Source organism: Enterobacter cloacae complex sp. GYL001 (assembly GCF_049237125.1).
GTDB lineage: Bacteria > Pseudomonadota > Gammaproteobacteria > Enterobacterales > Enterobacteriaceae > Enterobacter > Enterobacter hormaechei_C.
In genome coordinates this window covers 371,519-391,331 of the sequence record NZ_JBMKGW010000002.1, presented here as the reverse complement: position 1 = coordinate 391,331, position 19,813 = coordinate 371,519, and the positions used below count along the sequence as shown (strand labels likewise).

Genomic DNA, 19,813 nt, shown 5'->3' with positions numbered 1-19,813 from the left:
ATTGAGAATAGCAAAGATGAAAAAACTCACCTTACCGAAAGATTTTTTATGGGGCGGCGCGGTAGCGGCGCACCAGGTTGAAGGCGGCTGGAACAAAGGCGGCAAAGGGCCAAGCATCTGCGACGTGCTCACCGGCGGCGCACACGGCGTTCCGCGAGAAATCACGCAGGAAGTGATTGAAGGCAAATATTACCCCAACCACGAAGCCGTCGACTTCTACGGCCATTACAAAGAAGACATCAGGCTGTTTGCCGAGATGGGCTTCAAATGTTTCCGTACCTCCATCGCCTGGACGCGCATCTTCCCGAAAGGCGACGAAACTCAGCCAAACGAAGAGGGGCTGAAGTTTTACGACGACATGTTCGATGAACTGCTGAAGTACAACATCGAGCCGGTGATCACCCTCTCCCACTTTGAAATGCCGCTGCACCTCGTTCAGGAATATGGCGGATGGACCAACCGTAAAGTGGTCGATTTCTTTGTGCGCTTCTCGGAAGTGGTATTTGAGCGCTACAAAAATAAGGTCAAATACTGGATGACCTTCAACGAAATCAACAACCAGCGCAACTGGCGTGCGCCGCTGTTCGGCTACTGCTGCTCTGGCGTGGTCTATACCGAGCACGACAACCCGGAAGAGACCATGTACCAGGTGCTGCACCACCAGTTCGTGGCCAGCGCGCTGGCGGTGAAAGCCGCACGCCGCATTAACCCGGAAATGAAAGTCGGCTGCATGCTGGCGATGGTGGCGCTCTATCCGTACTCCTGCAAGCCAGAAGATGTCATGTTCGCTCAGGAATCCATGCGCGAGCGCTACGTCTTTACCGACGTACAGCTGCGCGGCTACTACCCGTCTTACGTGCTGAACGAGTGGGAGCGCCGTGGCTTCTCCATCAAAATGGAAGCGGGCGACGAGCAGATCCTGCGTGAAGGCACCTGCGATTACTTAGGTTTCAGCTACTACATGACCAACGCGGTCAAAGCGGAAGGCGGTACCGGTGACGCCATTTCCGGCTTCGAGGGCAGCGTGCCGAACCCACACGTCAAGGCGTCCGACTGGGGCTGGCAGATTGATCCGGTAGGCCTGCGCTATTCGCTGTGTGAACTGTACGAACGTTATCAGAAGCCGCTGTTTATCGTGGAAAATGGTTTCGGCGCCTACGACACCGTGGAAGAGGACGGCAGCATCAACGATGACTATCGCATCGACTACCTGCGCGCCCACGTGGAAGAGATGATGAAGGCGGTGACCTGGGATGGCGTGGATCTGATGGGCTACACGCCGTGGGGCTGCATCGACTGCGTCTCCTTCACCACCGGCCAGTATAGTAAGCGCTACGGCTTTATCTACGTCAACAAGCACGATGACGGTACCGGTGACATGTCCCGCTCCCGTAAGAAGAGCTTCGAGTGGTATAAAACCGTCATTGCCAGCAACGGCGAAACGCTGTAATGGCTCGCCCTCTCTGCAAGCAGAGAGGGCAAACCGCTTATCTTCCAGACACTTCTTTACAGCTTTTGCGTTGCCAAAATATGTTCGCCCGATAATATAGGCGTCCTGAATATTTGAGGCGAACATGATTAAGCGACAACGCAACGCTATCCTGCTTGTAGCCCTGGCCTGCCTGGTGGTGCTGATATGCACCGCCCAGCGGATGGCCGGGATGCACGCGCTTGTCATGAACGTCACCGCCACGAGCCAGTCTGTCCAGCAGGGGCAGGAGAGTACCGACGCACCGGTAACCCCGTGTGAGCTTAGCGCCAAGTCGCTGATGTCGGTCCCGCCTGTTTTATTTGAAGGCGCCCTGATTGCCGTCACCCTGCTGCTGGCGTTGCTGGCAGCCAGTCCACCGCGCCGCGAACGGCAGTGGCCTCCCCGCGTTATCTCCTCGCCCCGGTTAAGGGTGCATCTGCGATTATGCGTCTTCCGTGAATGAGCCTTCGCCTGTTACTTCAGGTTAATTCATCATTTACGGAGAAAATTTATGTTTACTGTATTCAGGCGACTGCTGGTCTGCCTGCTTTGGCTATGGCTGCCCCTCAGCCAGGCTGCCGACAGCGGCTGGCTGCGCGCCGCCGATAATCAGCACGCCAGCGTCAGGCTGCGTGCGCAACCCGAAAGCACTGGCGAAACCCGCCTGCTGCTGGACGTCGCCCTGCAAAAAGGCTGGAAAACCTACTGGCGCTCGCCGGGCGAAGGCGGCGTCGCACCCGCGATTAAATGGCATCAGCCCGTCGAGGCGATCTGGCGCTGGCCTGTGCCGCAGCGTTTCGACGTCGCGGGCATCACCACGCAGGGCTACCACGGCGATGTCAGCTTTCCCATCACTCTGCGGGGCGACGTCCCGAAGATCCTGAGCGGCGTACTGACGCTCTCCACCTGTAGCAACGTCTGTATTCTTACCGACTACCCGTTTTCGCTGAACATGACCGCATCCGCAGGTGCCGGTTTTGATTACGATTTCAGTCGGGCCATGGGCACCCTTCCGCTCAGCGGCGGGTTGACCTCAACGCTTAACGCCACCTATGCCCCCGGCAAGCTGACCGTAACGGCGCAGCGTGACGCAGGCTGGCAGGCGCCGTCCCTGTTTATCGACGGTATGGATGATGTTGATTTCGGCAAACCGGCCCTCACCGTTCGCGGTGACTCGCTGGTCGCCACCGTGCCCGTGACGGACAACTGGGGCGAGGCCGCGCCCAACCTCAGCGGCAAAACCCTGTCGCTGGTTCTGGCCGATAGCGGGCAGGCGCAGGAGTCCAGCCTGAGCATTCAGCCGGGGAACGCCGCGCCGACGCTCTCGTTAGGCTGGGTGCTGCTGATGGCGCTGGCGGGCGGTCTGATCCTTAACGTCATGCCCTGCGTACTGCCCGTGCTGGCCATGAAGCTAGGCACGCTGATGCAAACCGAACGGCAGGCGCGGGGTCAGGTACGCCGACAGTTTCTTGCGTCGGTAGCCGGGATCGTGATCTCGTTCCTCGCGCTGGCGCTGATGATGACGGTTTTACGCTTAGGCAATCAGGCGCTCGGCTGGGGGATCCAGTTCCAGAATCCGTGGTTTATTGGCGCGATGGCGCTGGTGATGGTGCTTTTCAGCGCCAGCCTGCTGGGGTTGTTTGAAATCCGTCTCCCTTCCGGCGCCAGCACCTTCCTCGCCACGCGCGGCGGCAACGGGCTTGCGGGTCATTTCTGGCAAGGCGCGTTTGCCACGCTGCTGGCGACACCCTGCACCGCGCCGTTCCTGGGTACGGCGGTCTCGGTCGCGCTGGCGGCACCGCTTCCCCTGCTGTGGGGGATCTTCCTGGCGATGGGTATCGGCATGAGCCTGCCGTGGCTGCTGGTGGCGGCCTGGCCGGGGCTGGCCCAGCGGTTGCCGCGTCCGGGACGCTGGATGAACGTCGTACGCGTAGTGCTGGGGATGATGATGCTCGGCTCATCGCTGTGGCTGCTGAGCCTGCTGACGGTGCACATTGGCAGCCTGCCCGTCATCACGCTGGGCGTGTTCCTGATCCTTACGCTGCTGCTGGTCACCGCCTGGCGCTACCGCTGGCAAACGGCACTGCGCGCCGGGGTATTAGCTGTAGTGGTGGCCGGGGCGGTCGCGTTTGTATCCGGTTCCGGCGGCGAGGGTTCCCGCCGCGATCGTATTCACTGGCAGCCGCTCAGCGAGCAGGCCATTGCCCGCGCGCTGGCGGAGAACAAACGGGTGTTCGTCGACGTGACCGCCGACTGGTGCGTGACCTGTAAAGCCAATAAATACAACGTGCTGCTGCGCGACGACGTGCAGGATGCGCTCTCCGCCCCGGACGTTGTCGCCCTGCGCGGCGACTGGAGCCGCCCCTCAGATACCATCAGCCAGTTCTTAACCACGCGCGGCAGCGCCGCCGTACCGTTTAACCAGATCTACGGACCGGGATTACCGCAGGGCCACGTGCTGCCTGCGTTGTTAAGCCGCGAAGCGGTGCTGAGCACCCTGTCCGATGCAAAAGGAAAATAACATGAGAGCCTTCGTTGCCTTACTTCTGCTGTCGTTATCAACGTTCGGTTTCGCCGCACCTTCTGATGACGCTTCCAGCGACCAGCTGGCAAAACTGCTGTTTAACGACCCCAACAGCCCGCGAACCGGCGCGACATCGCCGAAGCTGACCATCGTCTCCTTCACTGACTACAACTGCCCGTATTGCAAGCAGTTCGACCCAATGCTTGAGAAAATCGTGCAGGAAAATCCCGACGTGCAGCTCATCGTCAAACTGCTGCCGTTCAAGGGACAAAGCTCGGTAAATGCCGCGAAAGCGGCACTCTCAACGTGGCAGCAGGCGCCGGATAAATTCTGGGCGCTGCACCAGCGGCTGATGATGAAAAAGGGCTATCACGATGACGCCAGCATCGCCGCCGCGAAGGTAAAGACCGGAACGGACAGCATTAAAACGGATGATAAAACCATGGACAGCCTAAAGATGAACCTCATCCTGGCGCAGGTGCTGAATATTCAGGGTACCCCGGCGACCATTATCGGCGACCAGATGGTGGCGGGCGCAATTCCGTATGACGACCTGGAGGGGCTGGTCAAAGAACAGCTGGCAGACGCCCGTGGCAAGTAAGCTTCCGCGCCTGCTGCGCGAGCTGGGCGTATGGCTGCTGATTGGCGTAGCCGTGAGCCTGGCGGTGGACTATTTCCGCCAGCCCGCGCTGCCGCAGAATTTCTCCGCGACGGCACTGCACACCCTCGACGGTCAGCCCGTCGATCTTATCGCCATGAGTAAGGAGCGACCGCTGCTGGTCTACGTCTGGGCGACATGGTGCGGCGTCTGCCGCTATACCACGCCGTCGGTGGCGGCGCTTGCCGCAGACGGGGGTAACGTGATGTCGGTTGCGCTGCGCTCGGGCGATAACGCGACGCTCGAAACCTGGATGAGGAAGAAGAAGGCGACGATGCCCACGGTCAACGACGCCAGTGGAGAGCTGGCGCGTGAGTGGGATGTTAAGGTTACGCCAACGCTGGTGGTGATCTCTCACGGTGAAGTGAAGTCGATCACCACCGGCTGGACCAGCGGCTGGGGAATGCGCCTGCGGCTGTGGCTGGCGTCGTAGCGTTACTTCCCGCCAGCCAGCTCCAGGAAGCTACCGGTGACATAGGAGGCTTTGTCGCTCAGCAGCCAGACAATGGCCTGGGCGACCTCCTCCGGCTGACCGCCACGCTGCATCGGTAACATCGACTTCACCCGATCCACACGCCCCGGCTCGCCGCCGGAGGCGTGAATATCGGTATAAATCAGGCCTGGCCGCACGCCGTTAACGCGAATGCCCTGCGCCGCCACCTCCAGCGCGAGGCCGGTGGTCAGGGAATCCACCGCCCCTTTTGAGGCGGCATAATCCACATATTCCCCCGGCGCGCCCAGCCGTGATGCCGCCGAGGAGACATTCACAATCGCGCCGCCCTTGCCGCCGTGTTTATGCGACATGCGCTTAACCGCTTCACGGCAGCAGAGAAAATAGCCGGTGACGTTGGTAGCCAGCACGCGGTTAATACGTTCAGCGGAGAGATTTTCGATGGTGGATTGTTCAAACAAAATCCCGGCGTTGTTCACCAGCGCGGCGAGCGGCTCACCTTCGCGATCGATGCTGTCGAACATCGCCATCACCTGCGCTTCATCGCTGATGTCCGCGCGTACGGCAAAGGCTTTACCGCCCGCGTCCACGATCTGATTAATGACGTCCGTCGCGGCTTTGATGTTGTGATGAAAATTCACCGCAACGGTGTAGCCTTCGCTTGCCAGCTGTAGCGCGGTGGCTTTACCAATACCCCGGCTGGCGCCGGTGACCAGTGCAATTGCCATTCTTTTCTCCCAATAAAAAAGCCGGGTGGCGGCTTCGCCTTACCCGGCCTACGTTACTACAGGAACAACGTTACTGGTATTCGCTCATCGGTACGCAGGAGCAGAACAGGTTACGGTCGCCGTAAACATCATCAAGACGTTTCACGGTTGGCCAGTATTTGTTTGCCACACCTGCCGGGAAGACAGCCAGCTCGCGGGTATAACCGTGGTTCCACTCTGCCACCAGTTCGTTCTGTGTATGCGGCGCGTTCACCAGCGGGTTATCTTCCAGCGTCCACTCCCCGCCTTTCACGCGGTCGATTTCGCTGCGGATAGCCAGCATGGCGTCGATAAAGCGATCCAGCTCCACCTTGCTTTCAGATTCGGTCGGCTCAACCATCAGCGTACCCGCTACCGGGAACGACATGGTTGGCGCGTGGAAGCCGTAGTCGATCAGACGCTTGGCGATATCCAGCTCGCTGATGCCCGTCTCTTCTTTCAGAGGACGAATATCGAGGATGCATTCGTGCGCCACGCGACCGTCGCGACCGGTATAAAGCACCGGATAGGCGTCCTTCAGACGCGTTGCGATGTAGTTGGCGTTGAGGATCGCCACCTGGCTGGCCTGCTTCAGCCCTTCCGCGCCCATCATGCGGATGTACATCCAGCTGATTGGCAGGATAGAGGCGCTGCCGAACGGTGCCGCGGAGACCGCGCCCTGACGGGTCAGCATGCCTTCAATCTGCACCACGCTGTGGCCCGGCACAAACGGTGCCAGGTGCGCTTTCACGCCGATAGGACCCATCCCCGGGCCGCCACCGCCGTGCGGAATGCAGAACGTTTTATGCAGGTTCAGGTGCGACACATCCGCGCCAATAAAGCCCGGAGAGGTGATGCCCACCTGGGCGTTCATGTTTGCGCCGTCGAGGTAAACCTGGCCGCCGAACTTATGCACCACTTCACACACTTCACGGATAGTTTCTTCGTACACGCCGTGGGTGGACGGGTAGGTCACCATGATGCAGGAGAGTTTGTCGCCCGCCTGCTCGGCTTTGGCGCGCAGGTCGGCCAGATCGATGTTGCCGTTTTTGTCGCACGCCACAACCACCACTTCCATTCCTGCCATCTGGGCAGAAGCCGGGTTGGTACCGTGGGCAGAGCTTGGGATCAGGCAGATATCACGGTGGCCTTCGTTGCGGCTTTCGTGATAGTGACGGATCGCCAGCAGACCAGCGTATTCACCCTGCGCACCGGAGTTCGGCTGCATGCAGAGCGCGTCGTACCCGGTCAGCTTCACCAGCCAGTCGGAGAGCTGGTTGATCATCATGTGATACCCTTCCGCCTGCTCAGCCGGGCAGAACGGGTGCAGCTCAGAGAATTCAGGCCAGGTAATTGGGATCATCTCAGCCGCGGCGTTCAGCTTCATGGTGCAGGAGCCCAGCGGGATCATCGCCTGGTTTAGCGCCAGATCTTTACGTTCCAGAGAGTGCATGTAACGCATCATCTCGGTTTCGCTGTGATAGCGGTTGAACACCGGGTGAGTCAGGATCGCGTCGTCGCGCAGCATGCTTTCCTGAATGGAGCGGCTGTCGAGCGCAACCTCTTTGTCGAGCGTATCAACGTCCAGACCGTGTGCGTCACCCAGCAATACGTTGAACAGGGTCAGGATATCGTCACGGGTGGTGCTTTCGTCCAGCGTAATGCCGACCGCATTGTGAATGTCGCTGCGCAGGTTGATTTGCGCTGCCTCGGCGCGCGCCAGCACGGCCGCTTTGTCTGCCACCTCGACGCACAGGGTATCGAAATAGTGTTCATGACGCAGTCTGAGACCTTTCTGTTGCAGACCGCAGGCCAGGATATCGGCCAGACGGTGGATGCGGCTGGCAATACGTTTCAGGCCAGCCGGACCGTGGAACACCGCGTACAGGCTGGCAATGTTAGCCAGCAGCACCTGCGAGGTACAGATGTTGGAGTTCGCTTTCTCGCGGCGGATATGCTGCTCGCGGGTCTGCATCGCCATGCGCAGCGCGGTGTTACCGGCGGCATCTTTCGATACGCCGATAATACGGCCTGGCATGGAACGTTTAAATTCATCTTTCGCGCCAAAGAACGCCGCGTGCGGGCCGCCGTAGCCCATCGGCACGCCGAAACGCTGAGCTGAGCCGAAGACAATATCCGAGCCCTGTTTGCCTGGCGCCGTCAGCAGCACCAGCGCCATAAAATCAGCGGCGACGCTAACAATAACCTTACGGGATTTCAGCTCGGCGATCAGTGCGCCGTAGTCGTGTATTTCCCCGGTGGTGCCCACCTGCTGCAACAGCACGCCGAAGACGTCCTGGTGATCCAGCACTTTTTCAGCGTCGTCGACAATCACCTCAAAGCCGAAGGTTTCCGCACGGGTGCGCACCACGTCCAGCGTCTGGGGATGCACGTCCGCCGCGACGAAGAAGCGGTTGGCGTTTTTCAGCTTGCTCACGCGCTTCGCCATCGCCATCGCTTCGGCGGCGGCGGTGGCTTCGTCCAGCAGCGAGGCAGAGGCGATATCCATACCGGTCAGATCCAGCGTCACCTGCTGGAAGTTCAGCAGCGCTTCCAGACGGCCCTGGGAGACTTCTGGCTGATACGGGGTATAAGCGGTATACCAGCCCGGGTTTTCCAGCATATTACGCAGGATCACCGGCGGTAACTGCACGTTGGTGTAGCCCATGCCGATATAAGACTTATAGCGCTTGTTAAGGCCGGCGATGGCCTTCAGCTCCGCCAGCGCGGCGAACTCCGTCGTGGACTCGCCTACCTGCGGCGGCGTAGCAAGCTGGATGTCTTTTGGCACGATCTGGCCGATCAGTGCGTTTAATGAATCCGCGCCAACTGTTTTCAGCATCTCCTGCTGTTGCTGAGCATCCGGCCCAATGTGACGTTCAATGAAAGCGCCACGGTTTTCAAGCTGGCTTAAAGTCTGTGTCATGAGCGATGGTTCCTGAAACGTGCAGTGAATTTAAGTTCCCTCTCCCTTTGGGAGAGGGTTAGGGTGAGGGGAAGATTGGCACCCTCACCCCTGCCCTCTCCCAAAGGGAGAGGGGGATTACTGATTACTCGTCTTCTAACAGTGCTTCGTACGCGGTCGCATCCAGCAGCGCGGCAACCTGCGCTTCGTCGCTGGCTTTGATCTTGAAGATCCAGCCGCCTTCATACGGTTCGCTGTTGACCAGCTCCGGGGAGTCGCTCAGCGCGTCGTTCACGGCAACAATTTCACCGCTCACCGGGGCGTAGATGTCAGAGGCCGCTTTAACGGATTCCGCCACCGCACAGTCGTCGCCTGCGCTCACGGTTGCGCCCACTTCCGGCAGATCAACAAACACCATGTCGCCCAGCAGCTCCTGCGCGTGCTCGGTGATCCCAACGGTGTAAGTGCCGTCCGCCTCTTTGCGCAGCCACTCGTGTTCTTTGCTGTATTTCAGTTCTGCTGGCACATTGCTCATTGAAGTTCTCCTGATAAAAATAGTTAGGCGACCGGCTTACCGGCGCGAACAAAAATCGGTTTGGTCACGTTGACCGGCATTTCGCGGTTGCGGATCTGCACCACCGCCGTTTCGCCAATCCCCGCCGGCACGCGTGCCAGGGCAATACTGTAGCCGAGCGTCGGGGAGAACGTTCCGCTGGTGATCACGCCTTCGCGATGATTGCCATCGGCATCGGTGAAGCGCACCGGCAGCTCGCCGCGCAGCACGCCTTTTTCTTTCATCACCAGGCCAACCAGCTGTTCAGTGCCCTTCTCGCGCTGCATCTCCAGCGCTTCACGACCAATAAAATCACGGTCAGCCGGTTCCCACGCGATGGTCCAGCCCATGTTGGCCGCCAGCGGAGAGACGCCTTCGTCCATCTCCTGACCGTAGAGGTTCATCCCCGCTTCCAGACGCAGCGTATCGCGCGCGCCCAGGCCCGCAGGCTTCACGCCCGCCTCCACCAGCGCACGCCAGAAATCAGCGGCCTTATCGTTTGGCATGGCAATTTCGTAGCCCGCTTCACCGGTGTAGCCGGTGGTGGCGATAAACAGATCGCCCGCCTGCACGCCGAAGAACGGCTTCATGCCTTCGGTGGCTTTGCGCTGCTCGTCGCTGAACAGAGACGCGGCTTTCGCCTGCGCGTTCGGCCCCTGCACGGCGATCAGTGACAGATCGTCACGGACGGTGATGTCGATGGCATAAGGTTCGGCGTGTTGGGTGATCCAGGAGAGGTCTTTTTCGCGGGTGGCGGAGTTTACAACGAGGCGGAAGTAATCTTCAGTGAAGTAGTAGACGATGAGGTCGTCAATCACGCCGCCCGAGGCATTCAGCATGCCGGTATAGAGCGCTTTGCCCGGCGTCTTCAGTTTGGCGACGTCATTTGCCAGCAGATAACGCAAAAACTCCCGGGTGCGGCTACCGCGCAGGTCGACAATCGTCATATGAGACACGTCGAACATACCGGCATCGGTGCGCACCGCGTGGTGCTCATCAATCTGCGAGCCGTAGTGCAGCGGCATCATCCAGCCGTGGAAGTCCACCATGCGGGCGCCGCACAACACGTGCTGTTCGTACAAAGGAGTCTGTTGAGCCATCTTTTCCTCGTTGAAAAATTCACCGTGAAACCCGGTGTCGGCCTCGCGATCGGGGGCCGACGCAAACGTTCTCTTTTACCTGAACTTACCACCGAAACCGGCGGTTAACCATAAGGTAAAACGGGTCATCACATTAGCTTATGACCAAAAATCGCTGAAAAGCCTACAGAGTTATTCACTGGGAAAATGCGATTAAACCCGCATAAAATTAACAATGATCTAACAGAATTTAGCAGATGGTGATATTTCATGCGGAAAAACGGGCCGAATTTCCGTAACATAAAAATAGTTAGATTAGATTTTCTAATGCGAAAAATGACGTGAAATTAGATTATTTCAAACGAGGAAATTTCCCCGGCGCAGAGGCCGGGAAAATAAAGTGTGACGGGGATCGAGATTAACGTAACCAGTCGGGAAGATCGTTGAGGCCCATTGCCTGACGAAGAAGCTGCGGTTTTACGCCGGGAAGAGTGTCGGCCAGCTTGAGGCCAATATCGCGCAGCAGTTTTTTCGCCGGATTCGCTCCGGCAAACAGCTCGCGGAAACCCTGCATCCCCGCCAGCATCATCGCCGCACTGTGTTTGCGGCTGCGCTCGTAGCGACGCAGATACAGATGCTGACCAATATCTTTACCTTCCCGATGCAGGCGACGCAGCTCTTCAACCAGCTCAGCCGCGTCCATAAAGCCGAGGTTCACCCCCTGCCCGGCCAGCGGATGAATGGTATGCGCCGCATCCCCCACCAGCGCCAGACGGTGCGCGGCAAACTGACGCGCGTAGCGACCGGTTAACGGAAACGTCTGGCGTTCGCTTTCAAGCGTGCACAGGCCCAGACGGTTATCAAACGCCACGCATAGCGCCTGACTGAAGGCATCCGGCGTCGCCTCCTGCATCTGCTGCGCTTTCTCCGGCTCTAAAGACCAGACGATGGAGCAGAGATGCGGATCGGCAAGCGGCAGGAAGGCCAGAATGCCGTCATTATGGAAAATCTGGCGCGCCACGCCGCCGTGCGGCTCTTCGGTGCGGATTGTGGCCACCAACGCGTGATGGCGGTAATCCCAGAAGGTCAGCGGAATATCCGCTTTGTTACGCAGCCAGGAATTGGCGCCGTCGGCACCCACCACCAGACGCGCGGTCAGCATGTCGCCACTTTCAAGAGTGATAAACGCGTCGTTTTCGCCCCACGCCACCTGCTGAAGTTTCGCCGGTGCGATCAGCGTGACGTCGCTGCACTGCTGCGCTTTCTGCCACAGCGCGTGGTGGATCACCGCGTTTTCAACGATGTGTCCAAGGTGGCTGTAGCCCATGCTTTCATCGTCAAACGCGATATGGCCGAAGCTGTCTTTGTCCCACACTTCCATGCCATGGTAACAGCTGGCACGCAGCGCCACGATTTCAGACCAGACGCCAAGGTGCGTCAGTAGCTTTTCGCTGGCGGCATTGATCGCCGAGACGCGCAGCTCCGGCGGTGCATCCTGCGCCACAGGCTGCGGCGCTTTTTGCTCAAGCACGGCCACGCGCAGGCCGCTGCCCTGTAAACCACAGGCCAGCGCCAGTCCTACCATTCCGCCGCCCACAATGGCGACATCAACATTTTGCACGGTCAATACTCCTTAACGCGCGACCCAACCCAGGGTCCGCTGCGCCAGCACGTCACGTGCCGGAATGAACAGTTCCATCGCCATCAGCCCAAGGTTGCGACCCGCAACCAGCGGTGCCCAGCGATTGGCAAACAGGTGGACTAAACCGTCGGTGACGCCAATGGTCGCCGCTTTGTCCGCCTGGCGTCGTTTCTGGTAATGGCTTAGCACCGAGTATGCGCCACAATCCTGTTGTTCGCTCCACGTCCGGGCCAGTAGCTCTGCCAGGCTTATCACGTCACGGAGGCCAAGGTTGAAGCCTTGCCCGGCGATGGGGTGCAGCGTCTGCGCGGCGTTGCCGACCAGGGCGACGCGATGGGAGACAGTCTGCGATGCGGTCGTCAGCGCGAGCGGATAGGCCACGCGTTTTCCGGCATGGGTGATGCGCCCAAGCCGCCAGCCGAAGGCTTTTTGCAGCTCGGAACAAAAACGTTCGTCGGACCAGGAGAGAACCTCATCGGCCCGATCCTGCGCATGGCACCATACCAGCGAGCAGCGCCCGTTCGACATCGGCAGCATGGCCAGCGGGCCGTGCTCCGTGAAGCGCTCAAATGCCCTGCCGTTATGCGCGCCAGCCGTAGAGACGTTAGCGATGACCGCCGCCTGCCCATAGGGTTCAGAGCGCCATTCGACGCCGCACTGCGTGGCGATCGCGGAGCGTGAACCATCTGCCGCCACCAGCAGTTGCCCCTCCAGCGTGGTGCCGTTGTCCAGCGTCACGCTGACGGCCTCGTCACGGCGGGTAAAGCTGGCGACGCGCGCCGGACAGTGCAGCGTGACGCCAGGCGCGTCCTGTAACAGACGGAACAACCGCAGCCCTACATCATGCAGCTCGACAACCTGCCCCAACGCCTCGATCCGATAATCGTGGGCATCCAGCGTCACAAACCCGGCATGCCCGCGATCGCTGACGTGAACGGTGCCGATCGCCGTTGCGCAATCCGCTATCGCCTGCCAGATCCCAATACGCGCAAGCTGCTGACAGGTTCCCTGCGCCAGCGCGATAGCGCGGGCGTCGAAACCGGGATGATCGGCCGCCTGCGGCGCGACCGCCTCGACGAGATGCACCGGAAGCTGGCCCTGGGTTAACTGCGAAATAGCCAGCGCCAGAGTAGCGCCGGTCATGCCTCCGCCAACAATGATTACGCTCATCCGCGTGCCGCCGCCATCAGCGCCTCGATGTCGTCGGCTTTTTTCACCACGGTCGCGGTCAGGTTTTCGTTACCGGTTTCCGTGATGACGATGTCATCTTCAATACGAATGCCGATCCCGCGGTACTGTTCCGGCACGTCGGCATCCGGCGCGATGTACAGCCCCGGCTCAACGGTCAGCACCATGCCAGGCTCCAGCACGCGCGAACGTTCCGGACCGTATGCCCCGACGTCATGCACATCCAGCCCCAGCCAGTGGCTCAGGCCGTGCATAAAGTACGGACGATGGGCGTTTTCGGTTATAAGGGTGTCCACATCGCCTTTCAGAATGCCGAGCTTCACCAGCCCGGTAATCATGATGCGTACCACCTCGCCCGTAACCTCCTGAATGGAGGTGCCAGGGCGGAACAGCGTCAGCGCGGTCTCCAGAGACTCAAGCACGATGTCATAGATTTCACGCTGCGCGGTGGTGAATTTACCGTTCACCGGGAAGGTACGGGTGATGTCGCCCGCGTAACCCTGATATTCACAGCCGGCGTCAATCAGCACCAGATCGCCGTCGCGCAGTTCACTTTCGTTTTCGGTGTAGTGCAGAATGCAGCCATTTTCCCCGCCGCCTACGATGGTGTTATAGGACGGGAAGCGCGCACCGTGACGGTTAAATTCATGGTGAATTTCGCCTTCAAGCTGGTACTCGAACATACCGGGATGGCACTTTTCCATGGCGCGGGTATGCGCCAGGGCGCTGATTTCGCCCGCGCGGCGCATCACGTTCAGCTCTTCTTCAGACTTGAACAGGCGCATCTCATGCACCATCGGTCGCCAGTCCGTCAGGGTGGCGGGTGCAGACAAATTCTGACGTGAGCCTTTACGCAGCTTATCCAGCGCGGTGAAAACAATGTCATCCGCATACGCGTATTCGCCCTGGGCGTGATAGAGCACGTCCAGACCGTTCAGCAGTTGGTAGAGCTGCTGGTTGATTTCGCTGTAGGCCAGCGCGCGGTGCACGCCCAGTTTTTCCGGCGCCGCCTCCTGCCCTAAGCGGCGGCCAAACCAGATTTCAGCCGTCAGATCGCGCACGCGGTTGAAAATCACGCTGTGGTTGTGGGTGTCATTGCTTTTAATCAGCACCAGTACCGCTTCCGGCTCGTTAAACCCGGTGAAGTACCAGAAATCACTGCTCTGGCGATAGGGGTATTCGCTGTCGGCGCTGCGCGTCACTTCCGGCGCGGCGAAAATCAGGGCAGCGCTTCCCGGCTGCATTTTTGCCAGCAGCGCCTGACGACGGCGAGAATACTCTTGACTGGAGATAACCATGACACCCTCCTGTGCGTTATTTTTCTTAGTGTAATGTTGGCTTGCGAACTTCCGGCGCGGTCGGCTGCGAGCGCGTAAAGTTGTCGTGGCACAGCAGAGACGCCACGCGTACGTACTCGATAATCTCTTCGAGAGACATCTCCAGCTCTTCCTGGTCTTCGTCTTCATCGTAGCCGAGTTGGGCGATGTTACGCAGATCGTCGATCGCTTCACCCGCTTCGCCGGTCACTTTATCCAGTTTAGGCTGGGTTACGCCCAGGCCAAGAAGATAGTGGTTTACCCAACCCGCGAGCGCATCAGCGCGATCGAAGACGCTGACATCGTCGCCTTCAGGCAGATAAAGCTGAAAAAGAAAGCCATCGTCTTCCAGGGAATCGCTGGTTGCGGCGTGCATTTTACGCAGCGCTTCCGCCAGTTCGTGGCCAAACGCCAGCCCTTCGTTGGTGAGGTCGTGGATCAGCGGCTGCCATGAGCTGTCGCTGTTTCCGCCGCACAGTATGCCGCTGATCAGACCGTGCATTTCGGCAGGGGTCAGACCGACTCCCTGCTGGTTCAGTAACTGGTTTAAATCCTTGTAACCAGGCATTTCGTTCTGTATAGACATACGCATTCGTCATCAAAGGGAGGATATTCATGATATGCTACCACTTTGGACCCTGGTGATACCAGAAAAGGGCTTGTATCTTCACATCAGGGTAGCTATAGTGTCGCCCCTTCGCAGCCCCCGGGGCAGTATGCGAAGGCAGCGCAGTCAATCAGCAGGAAGGTGGCATGTCTGCACAACCCGTCGATCTCCAGATTTTTGGCCGTTCACTGCGAGTGAATTGTCCGCCTGAACAAAGGGATGCCTTGAATCAGGCTGCGGACGATTTGAATCAGCGGTTGCAAGATCTAAAAGAACGCACTAGAGTCACAAATACTGAGCAGCTGGTTTTCATCGCCGCGTTGAACATCAGCTATGAACTGACTCAGGAAAAAGCGAAGACCCGCGATTACGCGGCAAGCATGGAGCAGCGCATTAAAATGCTCCAGCAGACCATAGAACAGGCATTGCTTGATCAAGGTCGCAGTCCCGAAAGACCGGGACCAAAGTTTGAATAACACTTCTCAGTTGACTATGGTAGAGTAACTGTGAAGACAAAATTTCTCTGAGATGTTCGCAAGCGGGCCAGTCCCCTGAGCCGATATTTCATACCACAAGAATGTGGCGCTCCATGGTTGGTGAGCATGCTCGGTTCGTCCGAGAAGCCTTAAAACTATGACGACACATTCACCTTGAACCAAGGGTTCAAGGGTTACAGCCTGCGGCGGCATCTCGGAGATTCCCTCTCTTTTCTTCTACCGACTACCATGACTCAACTCCCTGAAGTTTCTGCTTCACGCCAGGACATCCGTCAGCTTATTCGCCAGCGTCGTCGCGCCCTAAGCGCCGAGCAACAGGCACAGTTTGCTCAGCAGGCCGCCGCCCGCATGATGGCCTATCCCCCTGTGGTGATGGCAAACACCGTCGCCCTGTTTCTCTCGTTTGATGGTGAGCTGGATACCCAACCGCTTATCGACCAGCTCTGGCGCGCCGGGAAAAAAGTTTACCTGCCGGTTCTGCATCCCTTTAGCCCGGGCAATCTGCTGTTTCTGCACTACCATCCGCACAGCGAGCTGGTGGTGAATCGTCTGAAAATCACCGAACCCAAACTGGACGTGCGCGACGTGCTCCCGCTTTCCGGGCTGGATGTGCTGATTACGCCGCTGGTGGCGTTTGACGAGCAGGGCCAGCGATTGGGCATGGGCGGGGGATTCTATGACAGGACGCTACAAAACTGGCAGCAGTACGGATTGCAGCCGGTGGGGTATGCGCATGATTGCCAGGGCGTGGAGGCATTACCCGTAGAGAAATGGGATGTGCCGTTGCCGGCGGTGGTGACGCCCAGTAAAACCTGGACCTGGTAGAACAAAGCCGGGTGGCGGCTACGCCTTACCCGGCCTACATAAATCCTCGAACATTACAGGTCGGGTAAGCGTAAGCGCCACCCGACACACAAACCGCACGACAACTGTAGGTCGGGTAAGGCGCAGCCGCCACCCGACGCCACAGACCGCACCATCAGTACAACAGGCGCGCGCGAATCGTCCCCGGAATGGCCTTCATGCTCTGCAATGCTTTCTCGGCGATGTCTTCATCCGCTTCGATATCAATCACCACATAACCCATCTGCGAGTTAGTTTGCAGATACTGCGCGGCAATGTTAACACCCTGCTCAGCAAAAATCTGGTTGATGGCGGTCAGCACGCCAGGACGGTTTTCGTGGATGTGCAGCAGACGACGCCCACCGTGCAGCGGCAGAGACACCTCCGGGAAGTTCACCGCAGAGAGCGTTGAACCGTTGTCGGAATATTTGCTCAGTTTACCCGCCACTTCCAGGCCGATATTTTCCTGCGCTTCCTGAGTAGAACCGCCGATGTGCGGCGTCAGGATCACGTTGTCGAACTCGCACAGCGGAGAGGTGAACGGATCGCTGTTGGTGGCCGGTTCCGTCGGGAATACGTCAATCGCCGCACCCGCCAGATGCTTACGCTTCAGCGCGTCGCACAGCGCAGGAATATCGACCACCGTGCCGCGCGCGGCGTTGATCAGCAGAGAGCCCGGCTTCATCAGCGCCAGCTCTTCCGCCCCCATCATGTTTTTGGTGGACGCATTTTCCGGCACGTGCAGGCTGACCACGTCGCTCATATTCAGCAGATCAGAGAGATGCTGCACCTGCGTCGCGTTACCCAGCGGCAGCTTGCTTTCGATATCGTAGAAAAACACGTGCATGCCGAGGGATTCAGCCAGAATACCGAGCTGCGTACCGATGTGGCCGTAACCGATAATCCCGAGCTTTTTACCACGCGCTTCGAAAGAGCCCGCAGCCAGCTTATTCCACACGCCGCGGTGCGCTTTAGCGTTAGCTTCCGGAATGCCGCGAAGGAGCAGCAGCAGCTCGCCAATCACCAGCTCCGCCACGGAACGGGTGTTAGAGAACGGCGCGTTAAAGACCGGGATACCGCGTTTGGCGGCGGCATTCAGATCAACCTGGTTGGTGCCGATGCAGAAACAGCCAATCGCCACCAGCTTTTCCGCCGCAGCAATAACGTCTTCAGTCAGTTGGGTACGGGATCGCAGGCCAATGAAATGGGCATCACGGATGGACGCTTTCAGCTCTTCAGTGTCCAGCGCGCCTTTGTGAAATTCGATGTTGGTGTAGCCTGCTGCGCGAAGGCTATCGAGCGCTTTCTGGTGCACGCCTTCAACCAGCAGGAATTTAATCTTGTCTTTCTCCAGTGATACCTTTGCCATTTACCCGACCCTGTTTTTATCTGAACTGATGTTGTGCTGGATATAAATCCCGTGCAGCCAACATATCAAAAAAAACTATTGCAGCAATATGAACGTTTGCGTCGGCACTCTGAAGAAAAGTCATACAGAGCAAAATGGCAGAGGAAAATGCTGCGGAAAATTACGAACGTGGCAGGATCGGCAAAAGAGGCGGAAAAACGTGACACAAGTCACCGAATTTAGCTTTTCAAAAATTTTTTAGCGGGGGGAGCGCTCCCCCCGTCAGATCATTTTACGATGGTTTTTACACCGTCAGCCGTGCCGATCAGCGCCACGTCCGCGCCACGGTTGGCAAATAACCCTACGGTAACGACGCCTGGAATGCCGTTGATCGCATTTTCCAGCGCAATGGCATCGAGGATCTCAAGGCCGTGAACGTCGAGGATCACGTTGCCGTTGTCGGTCACCACACCCTGACGGTATTCCGGACGACCACCCAGCTTCACCAGTTGACGTGCCACGGCGCTGCGCGCCATCGGGATCACTTCGACCGGCAGCGGGAAATTCCCCAGAATGTCGACCTGCTTGGAGGCGTCCGCGATGCAGATGAACTTATCCGCCACGGAAGCGATGATCTTCTCGCGGGTCAGCGCCGCGCCACCGCCTTTGATCATCTGCATATGGCCGTTGATTTCATCCGCGCCATCAACGTAAATGCCCAGACGGTCCACTTCGTTGAGGTCGAAAACGGTGATGCCGAGGCTTTTCAGCTTTTCCGTGGAAGCATCGGAGCTGGAAACCGCGCCCTCGATCTGCCCCTTCATCGTGCCCAGCGCATCGATAAAGTGCGCCGCCGTCGACCCCGTACCAACACCGACAATGGTACCCGGCTGTACGTACTGGAGAGCGGCCCATCCTACTGCTTTTTTCAGTTCATCCTGCGTCATGATCGTTTTGCCTGTGGTGTGAAAACTCAGGGCGCATTATAGAACACGTCGAATGGATTTCGTCTGCCACGAAGGGAAAATTGTGTCATAGTGCAGATTAAGCAAAATTAAGGAGTCAGCCAGAGCAATGAAACGTCCGGACTACAGAACACTACAGGCACTTGATGCAGTTATTCGTGAACGCGGTTTTGAGCGCGCGGCGCAAAAGCTGTGCATCACCCAGTCCGCCGTATCACAGCGTATCAAACAGCTTGAAAACATGTTCGGGCAGCCGCTGCTGGTGCGTACCGTACCGCCGCGTCCGACGGAGCAAGGACAAAAGCTCCTCGCCCTGCTGCGGCAGGTTGAACTGCTGGAAGATGAGTGGCTGGGCGATGAACAGACCGGCTCCACGCCGCTGCTGCTGTCGCTGGCGGTGAACGCCGACAGTCTGGCAACCTGGTTGCTGCCGGCCCTTGCGCCGGTGCTGGCCGACTCCCCTATCCGCCTGAATCTCCAGGTTGAAGACGAGACCCGCACCCAGGAGCGCCTGCGACGCGGCGAAGTGGTTGGGGCGGTCAGTATTCAGCCTCAGGCGCTGCCAAGCTGTCTGGTGGATCAGCTGGGCGCGCTGGATTACCTGTTTGTCGGTTCAAAAGCCTTTGCCGAGCGCTACTTCCCGAACGGTGTGACCCGCGCCGCGCTGCTGAAAGCGCCTGCCGTCGCTTTCGACCATCTGGACGATATGCATCAGGCCTTCCTGCAACAAAACTTCGATCTGCCGCCGGGCAGCGTACCGTGTCATATCGTTAACTCGTCCGAAGCCTTCGTACAGCTCGCGCGTCAGGGAACCACCTGCTGCATGATCCCGCATTTGCAGATTGAGAAAGAGTTGAAAAGCGGTGAGCTGATTGATTTAACCCCGGGGCTGTATCAGCGCCGGATGCTGTACTGGCACCGTTTTGCGCCGGAAAGCCGCATGATGCGCAACGTCACTGACGCGCTGCTGGCGTTTGGGCATAAGGTGTTAAGACAGGATTGAAAAACTAGCCGGGTGGC

The 19,813-nt window shown here is 58.6% G+C and carries 18 protein-coding genes and 1 other RNA gene; 9 read left to right on the top strand and 10 right to left on the bottom strand.

Annotated features, from left to right (window positions below; all coding sequences use genetic code 11):
- Positions 1-16 precede the first annotated feature (16 nt).
- The 5 genes from bglA (at position 17) to ACOTWU_RS05925 (ending at position 5,086) form a co-directional block, all read left to right on the top strand.
- Positions 17-1,450, top strand: coding sequence for a 6-phospho-beta-glucosidase BglA (gene bglA / locus ACOTWU_RS05945; protein WP_017382891.1), 1,434 nt, complete (start codon positions 17-19; stop codon positions 1,448-1,450).
- Positions 1,451-1,574: 124 nt separating this feature from the next.
- Entirely contained in the window at positions 1,575-1,934 is a 360-nt protein-coding gene (locus ACOTWU_RS05940) for a hypothetical protein (RefSeq protein WP_032649430.1), read from the top strand.
- 48 nt (positions 1,935-1,982) lie between these two features.
- On the top strand, positions 1,983-3,992 hold the full coding sequence (locus ACOTWU_RS05935) for a protein-disulfide reductase DsbD family protein (RefSeq protein WP_126498788.1): 2,010 nt from the start codon (positions 1,983-1,985) through the stop codon (positions 3,990-3,992).
- A gap of 1 nt (position 3,993) precedes the next feature.
- Positions 3,994-4,596, top strand: coding sequence for a DsbA family protein (locus tag ACOTWU_RS05930; RefSeq protein WP_040118068.1), 603 nt, complete (start codon positions 3,994-3,996; stop codon positions 4,594-4,596).
- Entirely contained in the window at positions 4,586-5,086 is a 501-nt protein-coding gene (locus tag ACOTWU_RS05925) for a protein disulfide oxidoreductase (protein ID WP_017382895.1), read from the top strand. Before ACOTWU_RS05930 ends, ACOTWU_RS05925 begins: the two co-directional genes overlap by 11 nt.
- Positions 5,087-5,088: 2 nt before the next feature.
- Here the strand turns inward: ACOTWU_RS05925 and ACOTWU_RS05920 are convergent, their stop codons facing one another.
- From ACOTWU_RS05920 to ACOTWU_RS05885, 8 genes are all read right to left on the bottom strand, one after another.
- Positions 5,089-5,832 carry an SDR family oxidoreductase gene (locus ACOTWU_RS05920; RefSeq protein WP_015571798.1) on the bottom strand — a complete coding sequence of 248 codons (744 nt, stop codon included), beginning with the start codon at positions 5,830-5,832 and terminating at the stop codon, positions 5,089-5,091.
- Positions 5,833-5,902: 70 nt separating this feature from the next.
- Entirely contained in the window at positions 5,903-8,776 is a 2,874-nt protein-coding gene (gene gcvP / locus ACOTWU_RS05915; RefSeq protein ID WP_126498787.1) for an aminomethyl-transferring glycine dehydrogenase, read from the bottom strand.
- Positions 8,777-8,900: 124 nt separating this feature from the next.
- Entirely contained in the window at positions 8,901-9,290 is a 390-nt protein-coding gene (gene gcvH, locus ACOTWU_RS05910) for a glycine cleavage system protein GcvH (protein WP_006811885.1), read from the bottom strand.
- A gap of 23 nt (positions 9,291-9,313) precedes the next feature.
- A complete protein-coding gene (gcvT, locus tag ACOTWU_RS05905; protein ID WP_126498786.1) occupies positions 9,314-10,408 on the bottom strand; it encodes a glycine cleavage system aminomethyltransferase GcvT in 1,095 nt (364 codons plus the stop codon).
- A gap of 397 nt (positions 10,409-10,805) precedes the next feature.
- Complete coding sequence (gene ubiI, locus ACOTWU_RS05900; protein WP_017382899.1) at positions 10,806-12,008, bottom strand: FAD-dependent 2-octaprenylphenol hydroxylase; 1,203 nt, start codon at positions 12,006-12,008, stop codon at positions 10,806-10,808.
- A gap of 12 nt (positions 12,009-12,020) precedes the next feature.
- Positions 12,021-13,199, bottom strand: a complete 1,179-nt coding sequence (gene ubiH / locus ACOTWU_RS05895; RefSeq protein ID WP_015571801.1) for a 2-octaprenyl-6-methoxyphenyl hydroxylase — start codon at positions 13,197-13,199, stop codon at positions 12,021-12,023.
- Positions 13,196-14,509 (bottom strand): Xaa-Pro aminopeptidase, encoded by a 1,314-nt coding sequence (gene pepP, locus ACOTWU_RS05890; RefSeq protein WP_126498837.1) that lies wholly within the window; start codon positions 14,507-14,509, stop codon positions 13,196-13,198. Before pepP ends, ubiH begins: the two co-directional genes overlap by 4 nt.
- A 31-nt stretch (positions 14,510-14,540) precedes the next feature.
- Positions 14,541-15,119 carry a YecA family protein gene (locus ACOTWU_RS05885; RefSeq protein ID WP_003860099.1) on the bottom strand — a complete coding sequence of 193 codons (579 nt, stop codon included), beginning with the start codon at positions 15,117-15,119 and terminating at the stop codon, positions 14,541-14,543.
- Between the two features lie 167 nt (positions 15,120-15,286).
- On the opposite strand from ACOTWU_RS05885, the gene zapA reads away from it, so the two are divergent.
- The 3 genes from zapA to ACOTWU_RS05870 all read left to right on the top strand — a co-directional run bounded on the left by zapA (position 15,287) and on the right by ACOTWU_RS05870 (position 16,462).
- Positions 15,287-15,616: a cell division protein ZapA gene (gene zapA, locus ACOTWU_RS05880; RefSeq protein ID WP_003860096.1), complete on the top strand. Its 330-nt coding sequence runs from the start codon at positions 15,287-15,289 to the stop codon at positions 15,614-15,616.
- A 41-nt stretch (positions 15,617-15,657) separates the two neighbouring features.
- Positions 15,658-15,841: non-coding RNA, 6S RNA (gene ssrS, locus ACOTWU_RS05875), on the top strand.
- Between the two features lie 24 nt (positions 15,842-15,865).
- Positions 15,866-16,462 carry a 5-formyltetrahydrofolate cyclo-ligase gene (locus ACOTWU_RS05870; RefSeq protein ID WP_017692706.1) on the top strand — a complete coding sequence of 199 codons (597 nt, stop codon included), beginning with the start codon at positions 15,866-15,868 and terminating at the stop codon, positions 16,460-16,462.
- 154 nt (positions 16,463-16,616) lie between these two features.
- Here ACOTWU_RS05870 and serA read toward each other — a convergent pair whose 3' ends face one another.
- Together serA and rpiA are read right to left on the bottom strand one after the other, a co-directional pair.
- On the bottom strand, positions 16,617-17,849 hold the full coding sequence (gene serA, locus ACOTWU_RS05865; protein WP_017382902.1) for a phosphoglycerate dehydrogenase: 1,233 nt from the start codon (positions 17,847-17,849) through the stop codon (positions 16,617-16,619).
- 266 nt (positions 17,850-18,115) lie between these two features.
- A complete protein-coding gene (gene rpiA, locus ACOTWU_RS05860) occupies positions 18,116-18,775 on the bottom strand; it encodes a ribose-5-phosphate isomerase RpiA (protein WP_003860091.1) in 660 nt (219 codons plus the stop codon).
- A 127-nt stretch (positions 18,776-18,902) separates the two neighbouring features.
- On the opposite strand from rpiA, the gene argP reads away from it, so the two are divergent.
- On the top strand, positions 18,903-19,796 hold the full coding sequence (gene argP, locus ACOTWU_RS05855; RefSeq protein WP_003860089.1) for a DNA-binding transcriptional regulator ArgP: 894 nt from the start codon (positions 18,903-18,905) through the stop codon (positions 19,794-19,796).
- The last annotated feature ends 17 nt before the right edge of the window (positions 19,797-19,813 follow it).